The 26,546-nt window shown below is 46.0% G+C and carries 24 protein-coding genes and 1 riboswitch; of the genes, 20 read left to right on the plus strand and 4 right to left on the minus strand.

Going from position 1 to position 26,546, the window contains the following annotated elements:
- The first annotated feature begins 114 nt into the window (after positions 1-114).
- Together E0485_RS07970 and E0485_RS07975 are read left to right on the plus strand one after the other, a co-directional pair.
- The gene (locus tag E0485_RS07970) at positions 115-927 is read left to right on the plus strand and encodes a PIG-L deacetylase family protein (RefSeq protein WP_132417469.1); all 813 of its coding nucleotides are present in this window, start codon (positions 115-117) and stop codon (positions 925-927) included.
- A 194-nt stretch (positions 928-1,121) separates the two neighbouring features.
- Entirely contained in the window at positions 1,122-2,570 is a 1,449-nt protein-coding gene (locus E0485_RS07975; RefSeq protein WP_132417470.1) for an alpha/beta hydrolase family protein, read from the plus strand.
- Positions 2,571-2,573: 3 nt separating this feature from the next.
- Here the strand turns inward: E0485_RS07975 and E0485_RS07980 are convergent, their stop codons facing one another.
- The 3 genes from E0485_RS07980 to E0485_RS07990 form a co-directional block, all read right to left on the minus strand.
- Positions 2,574-3,668, minus strand: a complete 1,095-nt coding sequence (locus E0485_RS07980) for a sensor histidine kinase (protein WP_235857480.1) — start codon at positions 3,666-3,668, stop codon at positions 2,574-2,576.
- Positions 3,658-4,347: a response regulator transcription factor gene (locus tag E0485_RS07985; RefSeq protein ID WP_132417471.1), complete on the minus strand. Its 690-nt coding sequence runs from the start codon at positions 4,345-4,347 to the stop codon at positions 3,658-3,660. Before E0485_RS07985 ends, E0485_RS07980 begins: the two co-directional genes overlap by 11 nt.
- Before the next feature lie 114 nt (positions 4,348-4,461).
- Positions 4,462-5,067 (minus strand): pentapeptide repeat-containing protein, encoded by a 606-nt coding sequence (locus E0485_RS07990; protein WP_132417472.1) that lies wholly within the window; start codon positions 5,065-5,067, stop codon positions 4,462-4,464.
- 191 nt (positions 5,068-5,258) lie between these two features.
- Positions 5,259-5,360: riboswitch (purine riboswitch) on the plus strand.
- Between the two features lie 98 nt (positions 5,361-5,458).
- Between E0485_RS07990 and purE the strand changes: the two genes are divergently transcribed.
- The 14 genes from purE (at position 5,459) to purD (ending at position 19,685) form a co-directional block, all read left to right on the plus strand.
- The gene (gene purE, locus E0485_RS07995; RefSeq protein ID WP_132417473.1) at positions 5,459-5,944 is read left to right on the plus strand and encodes a 5-(carboxyamino)imidazole ribonucleotide mutase; all 486 of its coding nucleotides are present in this window, start codon (positions 5,459-5,461) and stop codon (positions 5,942-5,944) included.
- A complete protein-coding gene (purK, locus tag E0485_RS08000) occupies positions 5,941-7,143 on the plus strand; it encodes a 5-(carboxyamino)imidazole ribonucleotide synthase (protein ID WP_132417474.1) in 1,203 nt (400 codons plus the stop codon). The genes purE and purK overlap by 4 nt, the downstream gene beginning before the upstream one ends.
- Positions 7,144-7,162: 19 nt before the next feature.
- Entirely contained in the window at positions 7,163-8,458 is a 1,296-nt protein-coding gene (gene purB, locus E0485_RS08005) for an adenylosuccinate lyase (protein ID WP_132417475.1), read from the plus strand.
- A gap of 42 nt (positions 8,459-8,500) precedes the next feature.
- The gene (locus tag E0485_RS08010; RefSeq protein ID WP_132417476.1) at positions 8,501-9,391 is read left to right on the plus strand and encodes a phosphoribosylaminoimidazolesuccinocarboxamide synthase; all 891 of its coding nucleotides are present in this window, start codon (positions 8,501-8,503) and stop codon (positions 9,389-9,391) included.
- Between the two features lie 27 nt (positions 9,392-9,418).
- A complete protein-coding gene (gene purS / locus E0485_RS08015) occupies positions 9,419-9,658 on the plus strand; it encodes a phosphoribosylformylglycinamidine synthase subunit PurS (protein WP_132417477.1) in 240 nt (79 codons plus the stop codon).
- Between the two features lie 30 nt (positions 9,659-9,688).
- Positions 9,689-9,904 carry a hypothetical protein gene (locus tag E0485_RS25055; protein WP_165921118.1) on the plus strand — a complete coding sequence of 72 codons (216 nt, stop codon included), beginning with the start codon at positions 9,689-9,691 and terminating at the stop codon, positions 9,902-9,904.
- 311 nt (positions 9,905-10,215) lie between these two features.
- Positions 10,216-10,911: a phosphoribosylformylglycinamidine synthase subunit PurQ gene (gene purQ / locus E0485_RS08020; protein WP_132417478.1), complete on the plus strand. Its 696-nt coding sequence runs from the start codon at positions 10,216-10,218 to the stop codon at positions 10,909-10,911.
- A complete protein-coding gene (gene purL / locus E0485_RS08025) occupies positions 10,889-13,135 on the plus strand; it encodes a phosphoribosylformylglycinamidine synthase subunit PurL (protein WP_132417479.1) in 2,247 nt (748 codons plus the stop codon). The genes purQ and purL overlap by 23 nt, the downstream gene beginning before the upstream one ends.
- Positions 13,120-14,604 carry an amidophosphoribosyltransferase gene (gene purF / locus E0485_RS08030; RefSeq protein ID WP_132417480.1) on the plus strand — a complete coding sequence of 495 codons (1,485 nt, stop codon included), beginning with the start codon at positions 13,120-13,122 and terminating at the stop codon, positions 14,602-14,604. Before purL ends, purF begins: the two co-directional genes overlap by 16 nt.
- A 302-nt stretch (positions 14,605-14,906) precedes the next feature.
- Positions 14,907-15,947: a phosphoribosylformylglycinamidine cyclo-ligase gene (gene purM, locus E0485_RS08035; RefSeq protein WP_132417481.1), complete on the plus strand. Its 1,041-nt coding sequence runs from the start codon at positions 14,907-14,909 to the stop codon at positions 15,945-15,947.
- A gap of 2 nt (positions 15,948-15,949) precedes the next feature.
- Complete coding sequence (gene purN / locus E0485_RS08040) at positions 15,950-16,573, plus strand: phosphoribosylglycinamide formyltransferase (protein ID WP_132417482.1); 624 nt, start codon at positions 15,950-15,952, stop codon at positions 16,571-16,573.
- Between the two features lie 45 nt (positions 16,574-16,618).
- On the plus strand, positions 16,619-16,816 hold the full coding sequence (locus tag E0485_RS08045; RefSeq protein ID WP_132417483.1) for a transcription initiation factor TFIIIB: 198 nt from the start codon (positions 16,619-16,621) through the stop codon (positions 16,814-16,816).
- A gap of 48 nt (positions 16,817-16,864) precedes the next feature.
- A complete protein-coding gene (gene purH / locus E0485_RS08050; RefSeq protein WP_132417484.1) occupies positions 16,865-18,406 on the plus strand; it encodes a bifunctional phosphoribosylaminoimidazolecarboxamide formyltransferase/IMP cyclohydrolase in 1,542 nt (513 codons plus the stop codon).
- A gap of 13 nt (positions 18,407-18,419) precedes the next feature.
- Entirely contained in the window at positions 18,420-19,685 is a 1,266-nt protein-coding gene (purD, locus tag E0485_RS08055) for a phosphoribosylamine--glycine ligase (protein WP_132417485.1), read from the plus strand.
- A gap of 80 nt (positions 19,686-19,765) precedes the next feature.
- Here purD and E0485_RS08060 read toward each other — a convergent pair whose 3' ends face one another.
- A complete protein-coding gene (locus E0485_RS08060; RefSeq protein WP_132417486.1) occupies positions 19,766-20,620 on the minus strand; it encodes a DUF4097 family beta strand repeat-containing protein in 855 nt (284 codons plus the stop codon).
- 1,080 nt (positions 20,621-21,700) lie between these two features.
- On the opposite strand from E0485_RS08060, the gene E0485_RS08065 reads away from it, so the two are divergent.
- The 4 genes from E0485_RS08065 (at position 21,701) to E0485_RS08080 (ending at position 26,530) form a co-directional block, all read left to right on the plus strand.
- Positions 21,701-23,056 (plus strand): dipeptidase, encoded by a 1,356-nt coding sequence (locus E0485_RS08065; protein ID WP_132417487.1) that lies wholly within the window; start codon positions 21,701-21,703, stop codon positions 23,054-23,056.
- Between the two features lie 74 nt (positions 23,057-23,130).
- The gene (locus E0485_RS08070; RefSeq protein WP_132417488.1) at positions 23,131-24,294 is read left to right on the plus strand and encodes an iron-containing alcohol dehydrogenase; all 1,164 of its coding nucleotides are present in this window, start codon (positions 23,131-23,133) and stop codon (positions 24,292-24,294) included.
- Positions 24,295-24,434: 140 nt separating this feature from the next.
- Positions 24,435-24,953, plus strand: a complete 519-nt coding sequence (locus E0485_RS08075) for a protease (protein ID WP_132417489.1) — start codon at positions 24,435-24,437, stop codon at positions 24,951-24,953.
- Between the two features lie 17 nt (positions 24,954-24,970).
- Positions 24,971-26,530 (plus strand): flotillin family protein, encoded by a 1,560-nt coding sequence (locus E0485_RS08080; RefSeq protein WP_132417490.1) that lies wholly within the window; start codon positions 24,971-24,973, stop codon positions 26,528-26,530.
- Positions 26,531-26,546: the final 16 nt, after the last annotated feature.

The following is a 26,546-nucleotide window of genomic DNA, read 5'->3' on the forward strand; positions in this document are numbered from 1 at the left end:
GGACACTCTGAAGTGTCCATTTTTTTAATGTTTTTTTAATGCTCAAATTAAAGGAATTTACGGATTCTTCGAGGAATTAATAGATTATACAACATCGTAGCGAGGAGAATGCATATGTCAAATATCCTGAATGTAATCGTTATTGCTGCTCATCCAGATGAGCCGGAGGAGTATGCAGCTGGCACGGCAGCCTTATACGCAGAGCTTGGGCATCGTGTTAAATTCCTGACTCTGACGAATGGGGATATCGGTCATTACAACTATAAGGGTCCAGAGCTTGCTAAACGCAGACATGGAGAAGCGCTTCTTGCTGCTGAACGTCTTGGCGTTCAAGAGTACACAATCTGGGACATTTCCGATGGCTGGCTTGTGCCTAGTCTAGAGAATCGCGATAAAGTGGTTGCGCATATCCGTGAATGGGATGCTGACGTTGTGATCACATTCCATGGCAATGGTGGCGGCCATTTTGATAATCGTAATGCGGGAAGAATCGTTCGTGAAGCGGCTGAACACATAGCAAGTGGTGCTGCCGAAGACAGTAAACAACCTTTATTCTTGCTGATGCCCGATTTCTCGGCACGTTCGATCTATAAAGCAGACCTAGCGATCGATATCACATCAGTTCTGGAGAAGAAGCTGCTTGGCTGTGATGCTCACGCCTCCCAATTCTATGAATTGGCGCCTTGGCAGAAGCGTATAGATCATCTGGTGCCAGAAGGCTGGGAACAGCGTAGAGCGTTCATTTTGAAATATTGGTCTGATTTCTTCGTGGTATCGGAGGAGATGGTTCCAGCGCTTGAGCGTTGGTACGGTAAGGATAAAGCGTCAGCGATTAAATATGCGGAGCCGTTCGAGATTGCTGATTACAATCCAAAACAATGGACTGAAGAAGAGCTTAGAACTTTGGTTCCTATGCTGCAGAACTAAACTATTGAATATCTGAGAAACTGCCAATGTTGGTATTATCCCCTTCAAGTAAACTTGGAGGGGATATTTTGTGATATTTGAAATTTTTATAGTAAATCTTTAGCAATAACTTAGAAATTCCTCTTCATCCTCTTCATTTTTCTTTTGTACATTGAGACTTAAGTTAAACAAATTGAATGAGGAGGAAGTTACGCATGAGGATGTTGGAAATAGGTTTGATTGTGATCAATTTTGGACTGCTTTATTGGGCCGTTATGACGAATAGAAAAGATGGTCGGGGCTCTTATATCCCTGTAGCGATTGCTTTTGGTTTGGTTATTGTGCAAATTGCTGTAGAAGGCGGACGATGGGAGATGGTTCCTGCTTACTTGACGCCACTTCTATTGACGACTTATATCTTCTTAGGCAAGCGGAAGGAAGGAGGCAGAAGCAGGATTGCGGTTATCATTCAAACGGGGTTATTAAGCGTATATCTATTGGTCTCTGTTGTACTGCCTTCGGTACTCCCAGTATTCTCATTTGAGAAGCCAACAGGTCCTTATGCAGTCGGAACTGCGGTTTATCATTGGATTGACGAACAGCGGAGAGAAACTTATTCGGATAATCCTGACGATAAGCGCGAACTCATGGTGCAATTCTGGTATCCAGCAGCCACTGAAGAAGGTGGTAAAGAGATGAGCACTTATTTACAGAACTCATCGAAGATGGCGGAAGCTATATCATCCAATATGATGGACCTTCCATCTTTTACGCTCAGTCATCTGGGACTGGTCAAAACACATTCTATACAGGAAGCGATGCTTTCGGATTCGGAAAGCCGTTATCCCGTATTGATCTTTTCCCATGGGATGATCGGTTATCGCAATCAGAATATGTTCCAAATGGAGGAACTTGCTAGCCATGGCTATATCGTTGTGGGCATCGATTATGCATATGAAGCTGCTGCGTCTGTTTATCCTGATGGAAGGGTCGCTATGAGTAAAATTGACAGCAGTTTGACTTCCAATGCTCGATATGAAATGCATATACCGCTATGGACATCTGATGCTACCTTTGTGCTCAATCAGTTGGAGAAGATAAATCAGAACGATGCTACGGGCCGTTTTACAGGGAAACTCGATCTTGAACGAATCGGAATGCTTGGACATTCATTCGGTGGAGCTGTTTCGGTTCAAATGCTGCAGAATGATTCGCGTGTAAAAGCAGCCCTTAGTATGGACGGAGGATTTTATGGTCCCCCTGTTTCGAATAAAGGCTTAGGTAAACCGTTCTTCATGATGTATGCAGAAGAGACGTATAGTAGGATAATGACTTCTTACGATGATGTAGCGAAGCAGTTAGGTGGCGTAAGCCGAGAAACGTTTGAAGCCCCGCGAAAAGAATATATCGAAAAATCAAACAATGCACTAGCAGGTGGGGGATTATCACTCCTTATTCCTGGCTCGAAGCATGCAAGTTTCTCCGATCTTACCTTATTCTTTCCATGGCTAGGATTAAGCGGACCAGACCCACGGCGGGATCATAGAATAGTGAACGAATTTAGCGTTGCTTTTTTCGATCGATATTTAAAAGGAAAGAACGATTCCGCACTTCAAGCATTGGCTGCCAAATACCCCGAAGTTAATTTCAAGGTAAATAAATAAATTCTATGCGTGCCCTGATATTGGAAGTTCAATGATAAAAGTATAATAGCCCGCTGAATGTACGAGGTTTAATGTGCCACCGTGCCGTTCGATAATATTTTTGGCAATGGATAAACCTAATCCTGAACCGTTCTGGATGGATTGGGCCGCACGGGAAAGATCAGCCTTATAAAATCGTTCGAATAACAGCCCCTCTTGCTCCATCGATATCGGTGTTCCTTCATTTTCGATTTTGATGATAACAGAGGGGAATCGTTCATCCATTGATACTCGAACCACTCCAGGCTTAACCGAGAATTTCAATGCATTCATTAAAAGGTTATCGACGGCTCTCCTTATTTTTTCTGGATCCATCGAAATGGGCAATGTTTTAATCGTTAAACATGTCTCTACAGTGACACCAAGTTCTTTAGCGAAGGGTTGATATTCAGCCAGAATTTGCGTGAGCAGCTCCTGTATATCAACCTGATCAGTTTCAAATTTGGCTTCACTGTTTGTGAGACGTGTGTATTCAAATAAGTCATCAATGAGATTCTTCAGTTGAAGGGATTTTTTGTAGATGATGTCAATGAAACGTTCTTGCTCCTGCTCATTTTGACAGACTCTATTTATCAACAACTCCAGATATCCAATAATGCTCGTAAGAGGTGTTCGTAGATCGTGGGATACGCCTGTAATCAGATCCATTTTGGATTTTTCGATTTGTCTTTCCTTTTGGATTTGGATTTCCATTTTTTCAGCCATTGCATTAATGTTTGCTGCAACCTTACCTAACTCATCTGTCCTTGAGATCGGAATGCGATAATGGAGATTTCCTCTGGCAATAAAATCAAGTCCTTCAGCTAGATGATACAGATATTGTATGATCCGATTGGTCATAAGGGAAAAGCTTATAATAAACAGGATGACAAATGAGAAGATAGATAATAGGGGTGACAGATAGAAAATTAAGTGAGGATCAGGCAGACTGATTAAGAATGATTCGTTGATATAGGACGATAAGTTAATTGCAATAATTAGGCTAAAGAGAAACGACCAGAACATTCGCACACGAATACTGTTTTTTCCTGAAATATGAGCAATGAGTTTATTTTTCAATTTTATATCCCACTCCCCAGACTGTCTTAAGATACTGCGGCTCTCGGGGGTTTTCTTCGATTTTCTCTCGGAGATTTCGGATATGAACTACAACTGTATTGTCAGAGAAGTTCGCGCTTTCTTTCCATACACGTTCGTAAATTTTATCCACGCTGAACACATGCCCTCGATTGCTGGCCACCAGTTCAAGTATGGCAAATTCTAGAGGTGTTAGAGAAACTTCTTTACCCTTTACAGTTACTTGGTGCTGAGCCTTGTCTATGATTAAGTCGCCGATAGAAATGACTTCTTCCTCAAGATCCTTGACGATATAGCTTTGCCGACGCAAATGCGCTTTGACGCGTGCTACCAACTCTAGAAGACTGAATGGCTTGGTAACATAATCATCAGCCCCTATCGTTAGCCCGGTTATTTTATCGATATCTTCTTCCTTGGCGGAGAGCATGATAATGGGGATATTTGAGGTTTCTCTAATTTTGAGGCACGTTTTGATCCCGTCCATAAGAGGCATCATTACATCCAGAATGATCAATTGCACTGGCGATGATTTGATAATTTCTAATGCTTGTAAACCATTCTCTGCTTCAAGCACATGATAACCTTCATTGGACAAAAAGATGTTAATAAAGTTTCTGATTTCAGAGTCGTCATCCACAATTAAAACAGTGGTCTTCTTCATCTATAACCTCCATAATCTTTACTTGTTATTTAGCATAAGCAAATTAACTGAAGATTTTGTGGAGAAAAATCTGAAGAATATATGAAGAGATAAATACAAGCAGGTATTTATCTCCTAATCGATTTTCGCCCCATAGGATCTAGCAAAAGCAACAGCTTGGAATTCATCTAATCTAGCGCCTTTGATATCAAAAGATTTAAAATCAACGCCATCCATAACGGCTCCTCTAAGATCAGCGCCGCTTAGCTTGACCTTGCCAAGATGCGCTCTAGTTAAGTCTGCATCCCGCAGATTAGCCTTCTCTAAATTACATTCATATAAGTCTGCTTCTACGAAACGGACATTGCGAAGCGTTTGCCTCGAGAGATTCCGAAATCTGAGATTCGTATAAGACCAGTCGCCGCCTAGAATCGTAATTCCATCCATGTAGGCTTCGGTGAAGTCGGAACCGACCATTTTGCATTCTTCAAATTTAGCGACAAATAGATTTGCTCCATTGAAACGACAGTTCGTAAAAGCAGATGAGGTATGGAGAGAGGCGTTCAGGCTAGCCCCTGTAAAATCACAATCGATGAATTGGCAGCCGCTTGTCCATACTTCCTCCATATATGCGCTGCGAAACCGACAGCGAGTAAATGTACAATTTCGCAGTTCCCCTTCGCTGAACTCAACATGGCTAAAATCAACATCTATATACTGCCTATCACAATATAGATCCATAACCAAACTCCTATCACACAATAATAGAAAAATAACGTTTATCACATCTATTGTATGCTATGACGAGCACTCAGGCAAAAACAAGTCAAAACCGAACTATAATTTTATGGTGTCCAAAAAATGTTCGTTTTTTCGAAATTGACAGGGCTATAATCACCTGTTAAACTAAAATTACTCAAGTAAATCTTATTCAACTTAATATAAATCAATCTCGTATAACGTCAGGAATATGGCCTGAAAGTCTCTACCCAGAAACCGTAAATTACTGGACTACGAGGGTGATGTAAGTCTGCATGCTTTCACACCTATCCGTCCAGATCATGTTGCCTATTTGGCCATTTCTGGATTTTTCTATTTATTGCGATAAATAATCAAAGAAAGTTGGTAGAATATGACCGCACGCGTTGGAGTTATTATGGGTAGCCAGTCAGATTGGGAAACAATGAGGAAGGCATGCGATGTGCTGGATGAACTTGAAGTACCTTATGAGAAGAAGGTTGTTTCTGCGCATCGTACACCAGACTTGATGTTTGAGTATGCCGAAACTGCTATCGAACGCGGCCTTCAGGTTATTATCGCGGGAGCGGGAGGAGCGGCGCATCTGCCAGGAATGGTAGCGGCTAAGACGGAGCTTCCCGTTATCGGCGTTCCAGTTCAATCCAAAGCACTTAATGGCCTTGACTCACTTCTATCGATTGTGCAAATGCCTGCTGGCATTCCAGTAGCAACTGTTGCAATTGGTCAGGCAGGTGCAGCGAATGCAGGTCTGCTTGCAGCGCAAATGCTTGGAGCCTTCGATCCTGAACTTCAAGCACGGATTCGCGCACGTCGTGAACAAACGAAGCAAGCTGTTCTGGAAAGCAGTGACTTAATATGATGAAAAATACAGAGACTAAAGAACAGGTGCTATTGCCTGGAAGTACAATTGGAGTATTGGGCGGCGGACAGCTAGGTCGTATGCTTGCCTTATCGGGTAGGGCGATGGGTTATCGATTTATTACCTTAGATCCAACTCCTGACGCTCCGTGCGGTCAAGTAGCCGATGAGCAGCTTGTTGCAGCCTACGATAATTTGGAAGCTGCACGTGAGCTTGCAAATAAATCAGATGTTATAACATACGAATTCGAGAATGTAGATGCAGGCGTAACGGAATTATTAATGAAGGAAACTTATGTGCCGCAAGGCAGCAAGCTATTATATGTGACCCAGCATCGCCTTCGGGAGAAGCGCGCGATCGAGGCAACGGGAGTGAAGGTAGCGCCATATAGAGAAATCGATAGCGTGGCTGCACTTCAAGACGCTGTTCAAGCGTTTGGAATGCCTTGTGTGCTGAAGACTGCAATGGGTGGCTATGACGGCAAAGGACAATGGGTTATTCGTTCCTATGAGGAGATTCCAGAAGCCTACGAAACCTTAGCTAAAGCCAATACAGAATTAGTGTTAGAGCAATTCATTCATTTTGACAAAGAAATATCGGTAATCGCAGCTAGAAGCCCGCGTGGCGAAGTGAAAGTGTTTGCCCCCGCAGAGAATGTGCATGTAGATAATATTCTTCATTTATCAATTGTGCCGGCAAGAGTGTCTCATGAGATCACGAAACGCGCTGAAGAGCTAGCGATTCGAATTGCAGAAGGATTAGAGATTGTCGGATTAATTGCAGTAGAGATGTTCTTGACACCAGATGGGGAATTATTTGTGAATGAGCTGGCCCCACGTCCTCACAATTCAGGGCATTATACAATGGAAGCTTGCCATACGAGTCAATTCGAGCAGCATCTTCGAGCGATTTGTAATCTACCGCTTGGTTCAACTGAGCTTATGACCCCTGTGGTAATGGTTAATCTTCTCGGAGAACATGTGGAGCCTATCCTACATTGGATGAAACTTCAAGCAAATAAACTTGCAGATTCAGCAGACAACAAGTTTAATGGTATTATTCCCAAAATTCATTTGTACGGCAAGCACGAGGCTAAGCATAAGCGCAAAATGGGCCATATCAATCTACTTACAAAGGATTTAGATTTGGCACTTGAATGGGTTGAGCAAATGGGGATTTGGTCATCAAGAAGTAAATGAATCTATGGAGGTTAGGTTAATGATTGAACGTTATACACGTCCTGAAATGGCACGTATTTGGACAGAAGAGAACAAGTTTAGAGCATGGCTGGAGGTTGAGATTCTATCCTGCGAGGCATGGTCAGAGCTAGGTGTAATACCGAAGGAAGATGTACAGTTGCTTCGTGAGAAAGCGGATTTCTCAATCGATCGAATTTATGAAATTGAGCAAGAAACACGCCATGATGTGATTGCCTTCACGCGTGCCGTGTCCGAGAGCTTGGGCGATGAGCGCAAATGGGTGCACTACGGCTTAACTTCAACGGATGTTGTAGATACAGCGCTTGGCTATTTGCTACTTCAAGCGAATGAAATCATCGAGAAGGATTTGAACAATTTTATCGAGATCCTGCGCAATAAAGCGATTGAACATAAATATACAGCGATGATGGGCAGAACACATGGTGTACATGCAGAGCCAACAACCTTTGGTCTCAAAATGGCGCTGTGGTACGAAGAAATGAAACGGAACCTTGAGCGTTTCCGCTTTGCAGCAGATGGCGTACAATATGGCAAAATTTCTGGTGCAGTCGGAACGTACGCCAATATTGATCCGTTCGTTGAGGTTTATGTATGCGGCAAGCTTGGAACGAAGCCTGCTCCAATCTCTACACAAACCTTGCAGCGTGACCGTCATGCTGAATACATGGCGACACTTGCACTTATTGCGACTTCAATGGATAAGTTCGCAACGGAGATTCGCGCACTTCAGAAGAGTGAATTCCGTGAAGTGGAAGAGCCGTTTGCCAAAGGTCAGAAGGGTTCCTCAGCAATGCCGCATAAACGCAATCCAATCGGCTGCGAGAGTATTTCAGGTTTATCTCGCGTGATCCGTGGTCACATGGTATCGGCATACGAGAACGTCACGCTGTGGCATGAACGTGATATTTCCCATTCGTCTGTTGAACGTATTATTCTACCTGACGCAACGATGCTGATTAACTATATGTTGAACCGTCTTGGCAACATCATCAAGAACCTGACCGTATTCCCTGAGAATATGAAGCGCAATATGAGAAGCACATACGATGTACCTTTCTCTGGTCGCGTGATGACGAAGCTGATCGATAAAGGATTTGCTCGTGAACAAGCCTATGACACTGTTCAACCTCGCGCGATGCAAGCGTGGGAAGAGCAGCGTTCATTCCGCGATATCGTGTTTGCAACACCTGAGATTACAGAAGTACTTAGCCCCGAAGAATTGGCAGACTGCTTCGATCCAAGCTGGCATTTGAAGCATGTAGATACAATCTTTGACCGTTTAAGTTTAAAATAGAGGCGTAGAGGCATACTTCCAAATCGATAAGGAGATGTAAACATGACAAGAACCGCATTAATGACAGCCGTTGATCTTGTAAAAGCACCGCTAATGTATAAAGGGAAGGTCCGTGAGCTTTACGATTTAGGCAATGATCAAATGTTAATCGTCGTAACGGATCGTATTTCCGCATTCGACTACGTATTAGAGCCAGGAATTCCTGATAAAGGAAATGTACTGAACTTAGTCACCAGAGCTTGGTTTGAAGTAACCGCGCAATTTATGCAGAATCACATGATTCACTGTGACATTGATCAACTTGGCGATATTATCGTTGATAAAGAAGTTCTTCGTCATCGCATCATGGTGACCCGCAAGGCGACTCGTATTCCTGTAGAATGTGTCGTTCGCGGATATGTAACAGGGGGCGGCTGGCGTCAATACCAAGAAACAGGCATGATCAATGGTCGGGAATTGCCAGCAGGACTTCGCAAGAATGAGAGATTGCCACATCCGATCTTCACGCCTGCAAAGAAAAATGATGTCGGTCATGACGAAGATATTACGATCGCTGAAATGGAAGCATGGCTTGGTGAGAAGTTAACAGCTCAGTTAGCTGAGAAGAGCATTATGCTTTATGTGCTCGCACATGCTTACTGCGAAGATCGCGGTATTGTCTTAGCGGATACCAAATTAGAGTTTGGATTCATTGACGATGAAATCTTATTGATTGACGAGATATTCACACCAGACTCTTCACGCTTCTGGGCTATGGATAAGTATGATCTTGATATCGAAATTGACTCCATGGACAAAGAGCCAGTACGTACATTCTTAGCTAATTCCAATTGGGACAAAAACTCTCAGCCTGATCCACTTCCTGCTGAAGTTGTTGAAGAAACCGCACAACGTTATACCCAAATTCTTCATGCCTTGTTCCAAGAAAAATAAAACACATCTCCGAGGAGGATATCCACGATGAAAGCAACCGTCTATGTGACGATTAAGCAGAATGTACTCGACCCGCAAGGAAGCGCAGTAGAAGGCGCATTACATTCAATGGGTTTTGACGAAGTAAGCAAGGTTCGCGTTGGCAAGTATCTTGAGTTCGACCTGAACATAACAGATCGCGCCGAAGCCGAATCCCGCATCACAACCATGTGCGAAAAGCTTCTAGCAAATACGGTAATCGAAGACTACCGTTATGAGCTTGTGTAATCTCTTAATCTATCACATAGGCGAAACATTGTGTTAATAGCGAGCATGGTGGCTGCTGCGGGTCGGATCGTTCTTCCGATCGCTGTTGTATCCGAATTTCCTGATCAGGTAAGACCATTTCGAGGTAGAAATTCGGCTACAAAGGCGAACACTATCGTTTCTCCAGAACGATCCGTCCCTCCGCTGCCTTCGCTACTATTAATAATGTGTGCCATACGTAATGAGATTGCGAGATTTGTGGGGTAAGTAGAAAGAGTTTTGTTACTTTGCGAAGCAATAGTAACGAAGGTTGTATAGTAAGCGAAGCAACGAAATGAAAAATTCATTTCTAGCGGAAAGTTTACGTCAGACCTTTGAAATGGTGTTATATCCATAAATTCTAATCAATAAGAATACCATTTCAACAGTCGGTGTCCAAGTTTTCGTAAGAAAACTACATCGGAAGCATATGCTTAGAAAAGAATTTGTAATGGAGTTTGCGTAGCATCAAACAATTTTAGACCGAAAATTACGAATGTTCAGCACCATTTTCCATATACCGAAGGAGGATCTTCCCCATGAAATTTGCCGTTCTCGTATTCCCGGGATCGAATTGCGACATTGATTGCTATAAAGCAGTAGAAGATTGCGTAGGCCAGCAGGTCGATTACGTATGGCATACAGCAACGGATTTATCTGCTTATGATTGTATTCTCGTACCTGGTGGATTCTCATATGGCGATTACTTGCGTTGTGGTGCGATTGCTAGATTTGCACCTGTCATGACAGCATTAGTTGAAGCGATCAATCAAGGTAAGTATGTCCTTGGGATTTGCAATGGTTTTCAGATTCTGACGGAAGCGGGTCTATTGCCTGGTGCCCTATTGCGTAACAATTCGCTTAAGTTCCGCTGTCACCAAGCATCGCTTGAAGTTGTGAACAATGAGAATCCATTCATGATGGATTATGCGAAGGGTGAAGTGATTCACATTCCAATCGCACATGGCGAAGGCAACTACTATGTGGACGAAGCAACGCTGGCAGAACTGCAAGCGAATAATCAGATTCTGCTTCGTTACGCAGCTGGTACGAATCCGAATGGTTCACTTGATGACATTGCAGGTGTATGCAACAAGCAGGGAAATGTCGTGGGAATGATGCCGCATCCAGAGCGTGCCGTGCATGAATTGCTAGGCTCGGCAGATGGCAAAAAAATGTTTACATCAATTTTGAAAGCATGGAGGAATGAACATGACGCAGCAGCTATCCGTTAAAGAACCAACAGCAGAGCAAATTGCCGAACAGAAGATTTACAAGCAAATGGGCGTATCGGATCAAGAATATTCGCTGATCTGCGGACATCTAGGGCGTCAACCGAACTATGTGGAAATTGGTGTGTTCTCCGTTATGTGGTCTGAACATTGTGCTTATAAGAATTCCAAGAACTTGCTTAGAAAATTCCCCGTCACTGGCCCACGCGTACTAATGGGACCTGGTGAGGGAGCTGGGATCGTAGATATCGGCGATAATCAAGCCGTTGCTTTTAAGATCGAATCACATAATCATCCATCTGCAATTGAGCCGTTTCAAGGTGCAGCTACGGGTGTAGGCGGGATTATTCGGGATATTTTCTCCATGGGCGCTCGTCCGATTGCTTCCCTTAACTCCCTACGCTTCGGCAAACTTGAGAATGATCGTGTGAAATATTTATTCGAGCATGTTGTGTCAGGGATTGCGGGTTACGGTAACTGTATCGGGATTCCAACGGTTGGCGGCGAAGTGATGTTCGATGAGAGTTATGAAGGAAATCCACTTGTAAATGCGATGTGCGTGGGTCTAATCGATCACGATAAAATTCAGCGCGGTGTAGCCAAAGGGGTCGGCAACCCAGTGTATTATGTGGGTCCGGCAACAGGTCGTGATGGTATTCACGGTGCAACGTTTGCCTCCGAGGAATTAACGGCAGAATCCGAAGCGAAGCGTCCAGCGGTTCAAGTAGGTGATCCGTTCATGGAGAAGCTTGTCATGGAATCCTGCTTGGAGTTAATTGATTCAGGTATCGTGCTTGGGATTCAAGATATGGGTGCTGCTGGTCTTACTTGCTCGTCATCCGAAATGGCTTCTAAGGCGGGCAACGGTTTGGAGCTATATCTGGATGAAGTGCCGCAGCGTGAGACAGGCATGACACCTTATGAAATGATGCTATCCGAATCGCAAGAGCGCATGTTGTTCGTCATTGAAGAGAAGGACGAGCCGATTGCGATGGAGATTTTTGACCGTTGGGGTGTTATTTGCAAGAAGGTTGGTAAAGTAACGGATGACGGACAATTGAAATTATTCCATGGTGGTGCGGTGGTTGCTGAAATGCCAGTCAAAGCATTAGTTGACGAGTGCCCAGTATACAATAAACCATCTAAAGTACCTGCTTATTATGAAGAGAATGCCAATGTAGATACAACACGTTATGCAGAAGTAACGGATTTGAATGAAGCGTTGTCGAAGGTGCTGGCTTCACCAACAGTTGCGAGCAAAGAATGGGTATACAGCCAATATGATCATATGGTTCGTACATCCACTGCGGTGCGTCCAGGTTCGGATGCAGCGGTAGTGCTTGTGCCAGGTACACGCAAAGCGCTAGCGATGACAACAGATTGCAATAGCAGATTCGTTTATTTGGATCCAGAAGTTGGCGGAAGAATTACCGTTAGTGAGGCAAGTCGGAACATTGTATGTTCAGGTGCGGAGCCGCTTGCGATTACAGATAATTTAAACTTCGGAAGTCCGGAGAAACCAGAGATTTTTTGGCAAATGGAAAAGGCAGTAGATGGGTTGGCAGAAGCTTGCCGTGAGCTGGATACACCAGTTATCGGAGGCAATGTATCGCTATACAATGAGACGCCTAAGGGTGCGATTCATCCAACACCAGTTGTCGGGATGGTTGGTTTAGTTCATGATGTAGACCACATTACGACACAAGGTTTTAAAAATGCAGGTGATGTCATTATCCTGCTTGGAGACACCAAAGCAGAGCTTGGCGGTTCCGAATTCCAGTATGTGATTCATGGTGTGACGGAAGGCCGTCCTCCAGAGCTAGACTTAGCTGCTGAGAAGAAGCTGCTGAAGGTTGTACTGGAAGTCATTCAGCAAGGCAAAGTGAAATCAGCGCATGACTTGTCAGATGGCGGGCTTGCCGTTGCATTAGCAGAGTCTTGTATTTCAGGTGGTAAGGGTGCGGATGTGAATTTTGCATCTTATTTACGCAAAGACTTCGCCTTATTCAGTGAAAGTCAATCACGTATTCTATTGTCAGTAACTCCTGAGCATGTTGAAGCTGTTGTGCATGCAGTGACTGCACAAGGTGTTCCTTGCCAAGTGATTGGAAAGGTTGCAAGCCACAAGCAGCTGAATGTCACTGTTAATAGTGTATCAGCGATTGAAGCTGAAGTAAGTACATTGGAAGCAACCTGGAAGGATGCGATTCCATGTCACATGAATTAGAAAATAAACAGCCCCTATGGACGGGCGATTACTATAACGAAGGCATGAATGCAGGCGAGAGCATTTTCGACAAGCTAGGCGAAGAATGCGGCGTGTTCGGCGTGTGGGGGCATGGAGACGCAGCGTCTCTATGCTACTACGGTCTGCATGCTTTGCAGCATAGAGGCCAAGAGAGTGCAGGTATCTGTACGAATGACAACGGAACATTCCATTACTATCGTGGAATGGGACTTGTGAAAGAAGTATTCAACAATAACAATTTGAAAGACCTTAAAGGCTCGAACGCAATCGCTCATGTTCGTTACTCTACGGCAGGCGAGAGCAAGCTCGTTAATGCTCAACCGCTTGTGTTCAAATATCGTGGTGGTGATCTGGCGATTGCGACGAACGGCAATATTGTGAATGCGAAGGAGCTTCGTCAGCAGCTTGAGAGCCAAGGCTCGATTTTTCAAACTAGCTCAGATACAGAAGTGCTGGCTCACTTGATTGCACGGTCGGAGCATAACGATATCGTTACGGCTGTGAAACATGCGCTTAAGCAGCTTGTTGGGGCTTATGCGTTCCTCATTCAGACACAGGATACGTTAATTGCTGCGCTTGATCCGAATGCTTTGCGTCCTTTTGCAATGGGCCAATTAGGCGATGCGTATCTGTTTTCATCCGAGACCTGTGCTTTTGATACAGTAGGTGCTTCATATGTGCGTGATGTTCATGCAGGCGAAATGATTATTTTCCAGCAGGGACACGAAATGCGGATCGAAAGCTATACCGAAGCGAAGAACAAAGCGGTATGCGCGATGGAATACGTCTATTTTGCACGCCCAGATTCCGATATCGATACCGTCAATATTCATGCTGCACGTAAACGGATGGGCAAGCTGCTTGCGATTGAAGCGTTCACGGACGCGGACGTTGTAACAGGTGTACCTGACTCTTCTATCTCTGCTGCAATTGGTTATGCGGAACAGACAGGAATTCCCTATGAGCTTGGGCTGATTAAGAATCGCTACACAGGTCGTACTTTCATTGAGCCGAGCCAAGAACTGCGTGAACAAGGCGTCAAAATGAAGCTAAGCGCCGTTCGCAAAGTTGTCGAAGGCAAACGCGTCGTCATGATCGACGATTCCATCGTAAGGGGTACAACTTCACTTCGAATTGTGAATCTGCTGCGCGAAGCAGGAGCAACCGAAGTTCATGTACGCATTTCATCACCACCGTTTCAGAATCCTTGCTTCTATGGTATCGACACACCAACTCGCAAGGACTTAATCGCAGCGACACACACGATTGAGGAAATTCGCAAAGCGATCAATGCCGATTCCCTTTATTTCTTAAGCAAACAAGGCATGCTGGACGGCATCGGACTTGGCTCAAACGGCGAACCGAACGGAGGCTGCTGCACAGCCTGCTTTGACAATCACTACCCGACCCCAGTCGGTGACGAAGATGAGATAAAAGCTTGTTGTTAAGAGGGTAATGAGAAAGTAGTAGAAGTTTAATCTGCCCCAATTAATGGGCAGGGGACTTACGTTAAATATAAATTCGAAGATGAGTTTACATTCATAGCTAGAGAACGGAGAGTTGTGTAAGTCCTGAAAAGCGACAGCGTTCGCCCTTTGACATTCTATTCTTACAAAATCAATGTTTTATCTAATCAAGAGAATAGAATTTCAACAGGCGATGTAAGGATTTACACAAGCTCGCAGTGACCTCAGCTATGACAGAAACAACTCATATTCGAATCCCACACCCAAAGGAGATGAACCCCACCATGTCAGAAGCATACAAAAAAGCCGGTGTCGACATCGCAGCTGGCAACGAAGCAGTCGAGCGAATGAAGAAGCATGTTCAGTCCACCATGCGTCCTGAGGTTATGGGCGGACTTGGCGGATTCGGCGGATTGTTCGGCATTAACAAAGAGAAATACGAAGAGCCAGTACTCGTATCAGGAACAGATGGCGTAGGTACTAAGCTGAAAATCGCTTTTGCAATGGATAAGCATGACACGATCGGGATCGATGCGGTAGCGATGTGCGTCAACGATATCGTAGTGCAAGGTGCAGAGCCGTTATTTTTCCTCGATTATCTGGCATGCGATAAAGTCATCCCTGAGAAAATTGAAGCAATCGTTAAAGGTGTTGCTGATGGTTGCGTGCAGTCAGGCTGTGCACTGATTGGTGGCGAAACGGCTGAGATGCCTGGTATGTATGCGGAAGGCGAGTACGACATTGCCGGATTTACCGTTGGTATTGTAGATAAACGTAAAATGATCGATGGTCTGACGATTCAGCCGGGAGACGTCGTGCTTGGACTTGCTTCCTCTGGTGTTCACTCCAATGGCTTCTCGCTTGTACGTAGACTGCTGCTTGAAGAGAAAGGCTACTCTTTGCAGGACGAGATCGCTGAACTGGGCGATAAGCTAGGCAACGTATTGCTTGCACCGACTCGTATCTATGTGAAGCAGGTACTGGCGATTCTAGAGCAGGTACAAGTGAAGGGTCTTGCACATATTACAGGCGGCGGCTTCATCGAGAACATCCCACGTGTATTGCCGCAAGGAGTTAATGTAGAGATCGAGTATGGTTCATGGCCGATTCTGCCTATTTTTGAGCTGATGCAGCGTGAAGGCGAGATTAGCCATCGCGATATGTTTACGACATTTAATATGGGCATCGGGATGGTTATGGTCGTTCCTGCGGATCAAGCGGATAAGGCAGTACAAATTGCCGAAGAGCAAGGAGAGAAAGTATACCGCATTGGTCGCGTAACAGAAGGGGATCGGATCGTTACCTTTGGCGGAGTGGAGGTATAGGCATGGCTGAGCGTAAACCTGCCTATCGGATTGCTGTTTTTGCTTCTGGCAGCGGCTCGAACTTCCAAGCGATTGTTGACGCTGTAGCATGCAAGGAGCTTGATGTTCAGATCGAGCTGCTTGTATGCGATCGTCCGCAAGCTTATGTGGTGGAACGGGCAAAGCAGGCAGAGGTGCCTGTTTTTGCTTTTAAACCGAAGGAATATCCGAATCGTCAGGCATATGAAAAAGAGATTTTGCAGCAGCTTGAAGAACGTGGCATACAGCTCATCGTGCTTGCGGGATACATGCGGATTGTGACGAATGTACTTGTGGATGCTTTTGCGGGACGAATGATCAATATTCATCCTTCACTACTTCCATCATTCCCTGGAGTAGACGGGATTGGCCAGGCGCTTGCATATGGAGTTAAAATAACTGGCGTGACGGTACATTATGTTGATGGCGGTCTCGATAGCGGGCCGATTATAACCCAACAGGTTGTCGCTATACTAGCTGGGGACACCATAGAAACGTTATCCGAGCGTATGCACGCAGTGGAACATGAGCTTTTTCCCCAAGTGATTGGATGGATTAGCGAAGGTCGCGTAAAGTTGGAAGGGCGGCAAGTGACGATAACGGCATAATTTCGTTTTTACGGTCACATCAATTATTAAAGGAGATGTTGTGAAATGAGCAATCGTGTAACAGAATGTCCGAAATGTGGCTGCAGAGAGTTGGGTCAAGGTAAACAAGATGGCTATGCTGTGATGTACAATGCGAACAAGAGGTTAAGTATGGGCACCAAAATTTTGCATACCATTTGTACACGCTGTGGCTTCATCATTGAGAGCTATGTGGAGAAACCGGAGCGTTTTGAGAATAAATAACAGCATCGTATAACGAACAACAAACATAAAGGGATAGGGGATAGAGCTGTGGCAATCAGAAGAGCATTAATTAGCGTATCAGACAAAACGGGAATCGTAGAGCTTGCACGTGAGCTTGCTCATTTAGGGGTTGAATTAATTTCAACAGGCGGTACGAAGACTTTGCTTGAGCAAGAGGGCGTGCCTGTGATCGGGATTTCGGATGTTACAGGTTTTCCTGAAATTCTGGATGGTCGTGTTAAAACGTTGCACCCTGCCGTTCACAGCGGACTTCTTGCAGTTCGCGATTCGGAAGAGCATCAGCAAGCGATGAAAGAGCTTGGGCTGGATTATATCGATTTAGTTGTTGTTAATTTGTATCCTTTTGCAGCGACGATTGCGAAGCCTGATGTGACGTATGAGGATGCTATTGAGAACATTGATATCGGCGGACCAACTATGCTGCGATCTGCTGCTAAGAACCATGCATTCGTTACCGTTGTTGTAGATAGTGCGGATTATGCAACAATTGTGGAAGAAGTGAAAGCAAGCGGCGATACAACACTAGATACTCGCAAACGCCTTGCTGCCAAAGTATTCCGTCATACGGGTGCATATGATGCTTTAATTTCTGATTATTTGTCCAAGCAATTAGGTGAAGTATTCCCCGAGAAATATACCGTTACTTATGAAAAAGTACAGGATTTACGCTATGGCGAAAATCCACATCAACAAGCTGCTTTCTACCGTAAGCCGCTTGCAGGTTCAGGTTCGCTTGCCACTGCTGAGCAATTGCACGGCAAGGAGCTGTCCTATAATAACATCAATGATGCGAATACGGCTGTAGCGATTGTGAAGGAGTTCAGTGAACCAGCCGTTGTAGCTGTTAAGCATATGAATCCTTGCGGCGTTGGAATTGGCGAGAATATCTTTGCTGCCTACAAAAAGGCTTATGAAGCAGATCCTACCTCCATCTTCGGCGGAATCGTCGCTGCGAACCGTCCAATCGATGGCGCAACAGCCGAGCTATTGCATGAAATTTTCCTAGAAATTATTATTGCGCCAGACTTTACGCCAGAAGCATTAGATATTCTGATGGAAAAGAAAAACATTCGTCTGCTCAAGCTCGATCCTGCGGCAACAGTTAATGTTGCGTCGCATGTAGTGACATCCGTAGAAGGCGGCATGCTTGTGCAAGATAGCGATGCTTATTCCTTAACGGAAGTAGATTTAACGGTTGTGACGGATCGCAAGCCGACAGAAGCCGAAATGAAGCAGCTTTTATTCGCATGGAAAGTCGTTAAGCATGTGAAGTCTAATGCGATTGTACTTGCAGCTAATGATATGACAATCGGTGTTGGCGCTGGTCAAATGAACCGTGTGGGTGCTGCCAAGATTGCGATTGAACAAGCCGGCGATCAGGCACGCGGTTCAGTACTAGCATCCGATGCGTTCTTCCCGATGCCAGATACACTTGAGCTAGCTGCAGCAGCAGGAATTACGGCAGTTATTCAACCTGGAGGCTCGATTAAAGATGCAGATTCCATTCGTGTAGCGAATGAGCAAGGCATTGCGATGGTTGTGACAGGTATTCGTCATTTTAGACACTAGGAGGATATACCCGATGAAAATTCTCGTTGTGGGTCGCGGCGGACGCGAGCATGCGATTATATGGAAGCTTAGCCAAAGCCCTAAAGTGACGAAGCTATACTGTGCGCCAGGCAACGGAGGCATTGCTGAGCTTGCCGAATGTGTGCCGATTACGGAGATGCAGTTTGAAGAGATTGCGCAGTATGCCTTATCGGAGCAGATTGATCTGGTATTCGTCGCACCAGATGATCCGCTTGCAGCAGGGCTAGTAGACTTCTTGGAAGCTAGAGGCGTAAGAGCGTATGGACCTCGTGCCAATGCGGCTTTGATCGAAGGCAGCAAGGCCTTCATGAAGGATTTGCTTCGCAAATATGATGTGCCGACTGCGGCATACGAGACGTTCGACACGTATGAAGCGGCGCTTGCTTATTTGCGTCAGCAAACAGCGCCGATTGTGATCAAGGCAGATGGGCTGGCAGCGGGCAAAGGCGTTATCGTCGCGCAGACGATGGAAGAAGCCGAACAAGCGCTGCAGGAGATCATGCTGGATAAAGTCTTCGGCGCTTCGGGTACGCAGGTGGTCATCGAAGAGTTCTTGCAAGGACAGGAAATGTCCTTGCTCGCCTTCGTCGATGGTGAAGTCGTGCGACCGATGATGCCGTCGCAGGACCACAAGCCTGTGTTCGACGGCGACAAGGGGCCGAACACAGGCGGCATGGGCACGTATTCGCCCGTGCCCCACATCCCGCAGGCTGTCGTTGACGAAGCGATCGAGACGATCGTCGTTCCGACAGCCATGGCGCTGGTCGCGGAAGGTCGCCCCTTCCGCGGTATCTTGTTCGCTGGCCTCATGATCACGCCAGCGGGCAAACCGAGAACGATCGAGTTCAACGCTCGTTTCGGAGACCCGGAGACGCAGGTGCTGCTCCCGCGTCTGAAGACCGATCTGCTCGACATCATCCTTGCCTCGCTTGAAGGCCGATTGGCTGAGCTGCCAATCGAGTGGAGCGAGGAAGCCGCAGTCTGCGTCATCCTCGCCTCTAACGGGTATCCGGGTACCTACCCGAAAGGCCTACCGATTAGCGGCTTGGATGCGCAGCACGAGCATTGCATCGTTTTCCACGCAGGAACCGCACTATCGGAAGATGGCGCGCTGCTGACGAACGGCGGCCGCGTTCTTGGCGTGACAGGGATGGGTACGAATATCGCTGAGGCGCGCGAACGTGCCTATGCGGTGGCTAACGCCATCCAATTCGAGGGTAAGCAGAATCGCACAGACATTGCGGTGAAGGCGTTGTAGGTTTTAGTTCGTTTGGATATAAGCTCATCATATACAGAAACAGCATCCAGGGGGAGGATGCTGTTTCTTTTTGCTCATCGTTAACGATGATTCACTTGAATTTCGCCAACGTTGGTGCTGATTTTAACTTCAGGGCCATTACTTCCCTTGCTGCCTCGGACAGTACTGTTTGATTGCTTGTCGAAATTGAGATCTAGGTTTGTTTTTACCCTACCAATATCCGTTGATAAATCCAGCTTGATCTTGTCAGGCTCATTGTCCATTGTGAGTTTGACGGCTCCGACACTCGTGTCGACATTGATGTTATCTTGGATCGTTTTGAGGTCCAAATTCACTGCACCCGTACTATTATTGATATCAAGCTTTCCAGTTACGTTATTTAAGGTGATTAATCCAGCTGCGTTATGTATGGTTGTCTGCTTCGTGTCGGTGTCTTGGATTTCAATTTGCCCTGCATCATTGGTGATATCGAGCGTATTTGTTTGGATTTGGTCGAAGGTGATTTTGCCGACATTGCTGGTCACGTTCACTTTCTCATATTCTTGCGCTGGCAATTGAATCAGAAGTTCTGCACGCCAAGCTGTGTTCAGGTCATTGAATCCGAACGACGTCTTTTTCTTGCCCGTGGCTTTAACGGATAAAGCATCGTTGTTTTCATCAATTCTCAGCTCAAAATTCTTTTGCAATTGCCCAAGCTCAGCATCGTTGACTTTAAAATGTGTTGATTTATCGGCAGAGCGTTCTACGCGAACTGCGAACACTTCGGTATCTACTTTAATTTGCTTGAACTTGGTTGTCCATTCGACTCCTGCTAGTGCATCCTCCCAGTTACCTGTGCTTGTGTTTCTAGTAGATGTCGATTCAGATGAACATCCAGTAAAGATGATGGTTGTTGTAAGAAGAAGGGCACTTATGATGGTGTGTTTTTTAGCCATTTTTTCTAATCCTCCAATTTATTCTTATCCTTAGTTTACCAGTTCTTACCTATGCTTACCCATGGACTTATGAATGGATTTGTGCTGGACTTAGGTCTAGTTAAGCAGAGATGATGTTTGAGCTTGATTTAGGTCTAGTTAGTTGAGGATGATCAAATTTAAACTCGAATAAGTCTAGCTAGTTACCGATGGTTAGGTTTGTATTTGATTTAGGTTTAGTTAAGCAGAGATGATGATGTTTGAGCTTGATTTAGGTCTAGTTAGTTGGTGTACGGTCTAGCTACTTGGCGATTGTGCGAACTGTGTGCTGAATAGGTAATGGGGGAGTGGGTGCTGAAAAGCATTGGTTGGATCAGGTCCGACTGGCCGCTTTCGTAGGCAATTTGAGCTAGGATGCATAATGTACATTCAAAATCGGGGTGTTTGACAAATTTACGCTTTTGCCTGCATTCCGTACATTCAAAACTGACCATTTCGGCGAAAATCACACTTTTGGGGAGATTTGAATGTACGATTTGCAGGCAAAACTCATTCTTCGGGCAAACGGCGCCATTAGCCTGCACGAAATGCAGGCAAAGGGAGAGTTGGTGCTGAACAGAAGTAGTTAGGACCAGGACCGACTGACCTCTTTTGGAGGCAATTATGAGTTAGAATGCATAACGTACATTCAAAATCAGGGTGTTTGACAAATTTTCGCTTTTGCCTGCATTCTGTACATCCAAAATTGGCCATTTGAATGTACGATTTGCAGGCAAAACTTATTTTTTGGGTGAACGGTGCCATTAGCCTGCACGAAATGCAGGCAAATCCGCCCAGCGGCGTGATCGGCCCCATCGGAGCTGCATTAGCCTGCACGAAATGCAGGCAAAGCTGCCTAGCTGCACATTCGGCCTCGTCGGAGCTGTCATTAGCCTGCACGAAATGCAGGCAAAGCCGCCTCGCGGTGCTGTCGTCCTCGCTGCTTAGCCGTGCTCAGTCCCGTCGTGCGCTCACCTCACTCTGTCATTTTTCATGATTTGCTGGAATGTAGTAATATAGAGACAGATACATAATTATATTGGGCAAAGGAATGTGAATTGGATGAACTACGAAACGTATTTTCAAAGCAATCGTGATAAGCATTTGAATCAATTGAAGGAATTTTTGTCCATTCCGAGTATTTCTGCGCTATCTGAGCATAAAGCAGATGTGAATCGCGCTGCGGAATGGCTTGCGACACATTTGGAGGAAATTGGGTTAGAGCATGTTACAATCCATCAGACGAAAGGTCATCCGATTATTACAGCAGACCATCTGCATGCCGAAGGCAAGCCAACGATACTGGTCTATGGCCACTATGATGTTCAGCCTGTTGATCCGCTTAACTTATGGACGACGCCGCCTTTTGAGCCAGATATTCGGGATGGCAAGTTGTTTGCACGTGGCGCAACGGATGATAAGGGGCAATTGTTCCTGCATGTGAAGGCGATCGAAGCGATTCTAAGTCAAGAGAAGAAGCTGCCTGTTAACATCAAGCTCTGTATTGAAGGTGAAGAGGAGATCTCAAGCGCAAGTTTGCCGCCATTCCTGGAGGCCAATCGCGAGCTGCTTGCAGCGGATGCGATCCTGATCTCGGATACCTCGCTCTTAGAGCCTGGTAAACCAGCGATCAGCACAGGACTGCGTGGTCTTTGTTCGTTAGAGGTCGCTGTACATACATCGAATATGGATCTTCATTCGGGTACGTATGGCGGCGGTGTGCCGAATGCGCTTCATGCGATTGTATCGCTGCTCACTACACTTCATGATGAGCAAGGTCGCATAGCTGTAGATGGATTCTATGAGGGCGTACCTGAGTTGTCTGCGATGATGCGCGAGGAATTTGCCAAGCAGGGACATAACGAGCAGGCCCTAACAGAGTCTCTCGGTTTAGATACGCTGTATGGTGAAGAGGGTTATTCATTCGTGGAACGGACGGGTGCGAGACCAACGCTTGAGCTAAATGGTGTCTATGGCGGTTTCCAAGGGGAAGGGACCAAAACGGTTATTCCGAAGGAAGCACATGCGAAGATTACTTGTCGATTAGTGGGTAATCAAGATCCGCAGGACATTTTGAACAAAATCAGAAAGCACTTAAATGCCCATACTCAGCCAGGTGCGAAGCTAACGATTACCGATGGTGAAAAAGCCCGCGCATTTAACATGGATCCTACGGATCGTGTCTTGCAAGTAGCGGCGGATGCTTATGGTAAGGTTTATGGGACGCGTGCATTATTTACGAAGGATGGTGGCTCCATTCCTATCGTAGAAACATTCTCTCGCGTGCTGAATGCACCTGTTGTCATGATGGGCTTTGGGCTGCCAGATGAGAATCTGCATGCGCCGGATGAGCATTTGAATCTGGAGAATTTCGATAAGGGATTATTAACGATTGTCGAGTTTCTGCAAACGGTATAGGTTACGGTAGGGCGGAACAGTCCGCCAGTTAGGCTGGCGGTCTGATGATGTTAAATAGTCGGGAGGAAGCAGGGATGGAGAATTTTATTTTTCATAATCCAACGAAGTTGATCTTTGGACAGGGGCAGATCAAGCATCTTGCGCAAGAGGTTTCACGTTATGGAAAACGAGTATTATTGGTCTATGGCGGGGGCAGCATTAAGCGCAATGGGTTGTATGACGAAGTGCTAAGCCAGCTGCAAGAAATGGATGCCTATGTGGCAGAACTTGGTGGTGTAGAGCCGAATCCGCGGCTTACAACGGCATATCAGGGGATTGATATTTGTAAAAAGGAACAGATCGAACTCGTTCTAGCTGTTGGCGGCGGGAGTGTGATCGACTGTGCCAAATTAATCGCTGCTGGTGCTAAGTATGAGGGGGATGCGTGGGATTTTTGCAATCGCAAAGCAGTTCCACAGGCTGCCTTACCGCTCGGAACCGTTCTTACGATTGCAGCTACTGGCTCTGAAATGAATGGCAATTCCGTTATTACGAATTGGGAAACAAACGAGAAGAACGGCTGGGGCAGCCCGCTTGTACTTCCGAAATTCTCCATCCTTGACCCTGTGTATACGATGACACTGCCTAAAGATCAGACCGTATATGGGATGATCGATATGATGGCGCATGTGTTGGAGCATTATTTTCATCAGGAACCGAATACGCCATTGCAGGATGGCTACTGTGAAGCTCTGCTGCGCACGGTTATGGAGACTGCTCCGAAGCTGCTTGAAGATTTACACAGCTATGAGCATCGCTCGACGATTCTGTACTGCGGAACGATGGCACTGAATGGTACGCTCAATATGGGATTCAGCGGCGATTGGGCAAGTCATGGTATCGAGCATGCGGTATCGGCTGTCTATGATATTCCACATGGAGGCGGTTTAGCGATTCTGTTTCCCAACTGGATGATGCATGTGTTAGATGGCAATGAGGCACGCTTCAAGAAATTTGCGGTGAATGTATTTGGCATCGCATCGGATGGTCGAAGTGATCGTGACGTAGCAGAAGATGGTATCGCTGCACTTCGCTCGTTCTGGAATTCGATCGGTGCGCCTAGATGTCTTGCGGACTATGGCATCGATGATACGAAGCTGGATGTAATGGCTGAGAAGGCTGTGTCATTCGGACCAATCGGCGGATTCCAGAAGCTGGATTATGAGGATGTACTGTCTATCTACAGAGCATCGTTATAATATACACCCTAAGATTTGTAAAATTTGTGCAACTTCAACTCGATTTCTAGCGTATTATCTAATAGATAGACTTAATAAGTATTAGGGAAGGTTCACTTCCCTAATACGTTAGCTGTTCAAGCTTGGGAAGGAGGGATGAGATGATTGCTTTTTATTGGAGCTGTCTTGCCGGTGGGGCGATTTTTGCACTGATCAGTGTTCTCCTGGGGGATATCATCAGCAATGCAGTTGATGGGATACTGGATTTTCTATCTGTAGATATTCTACAACCAATGGTGTTAGCAACAGCGATAACGACACTTGGCGGATCGGGTATCTTATTGTTGAAGTACAGTTCATTTAACAACGTATTTGTGTTCCTTGTCTCAGCGCTAATTGCGGTGCTGCTGTCGGTCATCGTGTTCTTTGCCTATGTGAAGCCGATGAAGAACAGCGAGAACTCGACAAGCTTCTCGATTCAAGAGCTCCAGGGCAGAATGGGTCAGGTCACGGTTCCAATTCCTTCCCACGGATTTGGCGAGGTGCTGCTGCGTGTAGGTGCAGGGCATACGAATCAAATTGCTGCAAGCTTTGATCAGCAGGATATTGCAGAAAATGCTCGTGTCGTTGTTGTAGAGGTACGAGATGATGTTCTGTATGTGTCCCTAATTACTATTTAACGATGGGAGCTGTTGGTATGCCGGATTTTGGCGAGTTTGATTTCTTATTTATCCCGATTATTGTAATTGCAGTTATTCTTGTTTTTGGTTTAGCATTCTGGGCGCGTTATAAGACAGTTGGTCCTGATAAAGCCATGCTTGTGGCGGGAACCTTCCTAGGTGGGGGCAAGAATATTTCCACAGATGAGTCAGGTCGCAAGATCAAAATTGTGCGTGGTGGAGGCGCTTTCATCTGGCCTGTATTCCAGCAATCCCAATACATATCGCTGCTTTCGCATAAGCTGGATGTGTCTACGCCCGAAGTTTACACGGAGCAAGGCGTTCCAGTAATAGCGGACGGAGTTGCGATCATTAAAGTTGGCGGCACAGTTGAAGACATTGCAACAGCAGCGGAGCAGTTCATTGGCAAGCCGATTGAGGCACTTAAGAGCGAAGCGCAGGAAGTTCTTGAAGGTCATCTTCGTGCGATTCTTGGCTCCATGACAGTTGAAGAAGTGTATCGTAATCGAGATAAATTCGCACAAGAAGTGCAGGGCGTTGCTGCTCGGGATCTGAAGAAAATGGGTCTGCAAATCGTCTCTTTTACGATTAAGGATGTACGTGATAAGCAGGGCTACCTCGATGCACTAGGTAAGCCACGGATTGCTGCGGTTAAGCGTGATGCTGAAATCGCTGAGGCAGAAGCAGTGCGTGATGCCAGAATTCAGAAGGCGAAGGCGGAAGAGGAAGGGCAGAAGGCGGAGCTTGTTCGGGATACGAATATTGCGGAAGCAGGCAAAGTGAAAGAGCTTAAAGTTGCTGCGTTCAAAAAAGAGCAAGATACGGCTAAGGCGGAAGCTGACCAAGCGTATCAGATTCAGGAAGCCAAAGCTAAGCAAATCATGGTCGAGGAGCAAATGAGAGTTGAGCTCGTTCGGAAAGATCGCGAAATTGACCTGCAGGAGAAAGAAATTCTCGTACGTCAGAAGCAGTATGATGCCGAAGTGAAGAAGAAAGCCGATGCGGACAAATACGCTGTGGAGCAGGCAGCAGAAGCGGAAAAATCTCGAAGCATGAGAGAAGCCGAAGCGATGCAATATTCGATTGAAGCGCAAGCGAGAGCGAATGCGGAGCAGAAGCGTCTGGATGGTCTGGCAGTGGCGGATGCCGAGCGCGCCAAGGGTACGGCTGATGCAGACGTTATCCGTCTACGCGGTCTTGCAGAAGCGGAAGCGAAGGAGAAGCTGGCTGAAGCGTTCCAGAAGTTTGGCGAAGCAGCCGTCCTCGACATCATCGTCAAGATGCTTCCAGAGCTTGCTGGACGCATTGCAGAGCCAATGTCCTCGATTGAGAAGCTGACGATCGTTGACACGGGTCACGGTGAGGGAGCAGCGCGTGTGAGCAATTATGTTACACAGCTTATGGCGACAGCACCTGAAATGCTGCGGAGCGTCTCGGGAATCGATGTTGAACAGCTCATCAAAGGCATGACGCAAAAAGTAGGTCAAATTGCAGCCCCTGCACAGGCGCAGGTTGCCGCATCAGAGTCAGTACAAGTGAAAGCGACAGCAACAGGGACTGATACAGAAGCTAATTAGATAATTTGGAGAAAAG

Origin of the sequence: Paenibacillus albiflavus (assembly GCF_004344915.1) — a bacterium.
In the GTDB taxonomy this organism is placed as follows: Bacteria; Bacillota; Bacilli; order Paenibacillales; family NBRC-103111; genus Paenibacillus_AM; species Paenibacillus_AM albiflavus.

What these genes read in the sequence shown, in the direction of transcription:
- E0485_RS07970 (WP_132417469.1), top strand. Translation starts at nt 115, where the DNA reads ATGTCAAATATCCTGAATGTAATCGTTATTGCTGCTCATCCAGATGAG.
- E0485_RS07975 (WP_132417470.1), top strand. Translation starts at nt 1,122, where the DNA reads ATGAGGATGTTGGAAATAGGTTTGATTGTGATCAATTTTGGACTGCTT.
- E0485_RS07985 (WP_132417471.1), bottom strand. Translation starts at nt 4,347, where the DNA reads ATGAAGAAGACCACTGTTTTAATTGTGGATGACGACTCTGAAATCAGA.
- E0485_RS07990 (WP_132417472.1), bottom strand. Translation starts at nt 5,067, where the DNA reads ATGGATCTATATTGTGATAGGCAGTATATAGATGTTGATTTTAGCCAT.
- purE (WP_132417473.1), top strand. Translation starts at nt 5,459, where the DNA reads ATGACCGCACGCGTTGGAGTTATTATGGGTAGCCAGTCAGATTGGGAA.
- purK (WP_132417474.1), top strand. Translation starts at nt 5,941, where the DNA reads ATGATGAAAAATACAGAGACTAAAGAACAGGTGCTATTGCCTGGAAGT.
- purB (WP_132417475.1), top strand. Translation starts at nt 7,163, where the DNA reads ATGATTGAACGTTATACACGTCCTGAAATGGCACGTATTTGGACAGAA.
- E0485_RS08010 (WP_132417476.1), top strand. Translation starts at nt 8,501, where the DNA reads ATGACAAGAACCGCATTAATGACAGCCGTTGATCTTGTAAAAGCACCG.
- purS (WP_132417477.1), top strand. Translation starts at nt 9,419, where the DNA reads ATGAAAGCAACCGTCTATGTGACGATTAAGCAGAATGTACTCGACCCG.
- purQ (WP_132417478.1), top strand. Translation starts at nt 10,216, where the DNA reads ATGAAATTTGCCGTTCTCGTATTCCCGGGATCGAATTGCGACATTGAT.
- purL (WP_132417479.1), top strand. Translation starts at nt 10,889, where the DNA reads ATGACGCAGCAGCTATCCGTTAAAGAACCAACAGCAGAGCAAATTGCC.
- purF (WP_132417480.1), top strand. Translation starts at nt 13,120, where the DNA reads ATGTCACATGAATTAGAAAATAAACAGCCCCTATGGACGGGCGATTAC.
- purM (WP_132417481.1), top strand. Translation starts at nt 14,907, where the DNA reads ATGTCAGAAGCATACAAAAAAGCCGGTGTCGACATCGCAGCTGGCAAC.
- purN (WP_132417482.1), top strand. Translation starts at nt 15,950, where the DNA reads ATGGCTGAGCGTAAACCTGCCTATCGGATTGCTGTTTTTGCTTCTGGC.
- E0485_RS08045 (WP_132417483.1), top strand. Translation starts at nt 16,619, where the DNA reads ATGAGCAATCGTGTAACAGAATGTCCGAAATGTGGCTGCAGAGAGTTG.
- purD (WP_132417485.1), top strand. Translation starts at nt 18,420, where the DNA reads ATGAAAATTCTCGTTGTGGGTCGCGGCGGACGCGAGCATGCGATTATA.
- E0485_RS08060 (WP_132417486.1), bottom strand. Translation starts at nt 20,620, where the DNA reads ATGGCTAAAAAACACACCATCATAAGTGCCCTTCTTCTTACAACAACC.
- E0485_RS08065 (WP_132417487.1), top strand. Translation starts at nt 21,701, where the DNA reads ATGAACTACGAAACGTATTTTCAAAGCAATCGTGATAAGCATTTGAAT.
- E0485_RS08070 (WP_132417488.1), top strand. Translation starts at nt 23,131, where the DNA reads ATGGAGAATTTTATTTTTCATAATCCAACGAAGTTGATCTTTGGACAG.
- E0485_RS08075 (WP_132417489.1), top strand. Translation starts at nt 24,435, where the DNA reads ATGATTGCTTTTTATTGGAGCTGTCTTGCCGGTGGGGCGATTTTTGCA.
- E0485_RS08080 (WP_132417490.1), top strand. Translation starts at nt 24,971, where the DNA reads ATGCCGGATTTTGGCGAGTTTGATTTCTTATTTATCCCGATTATTGTA.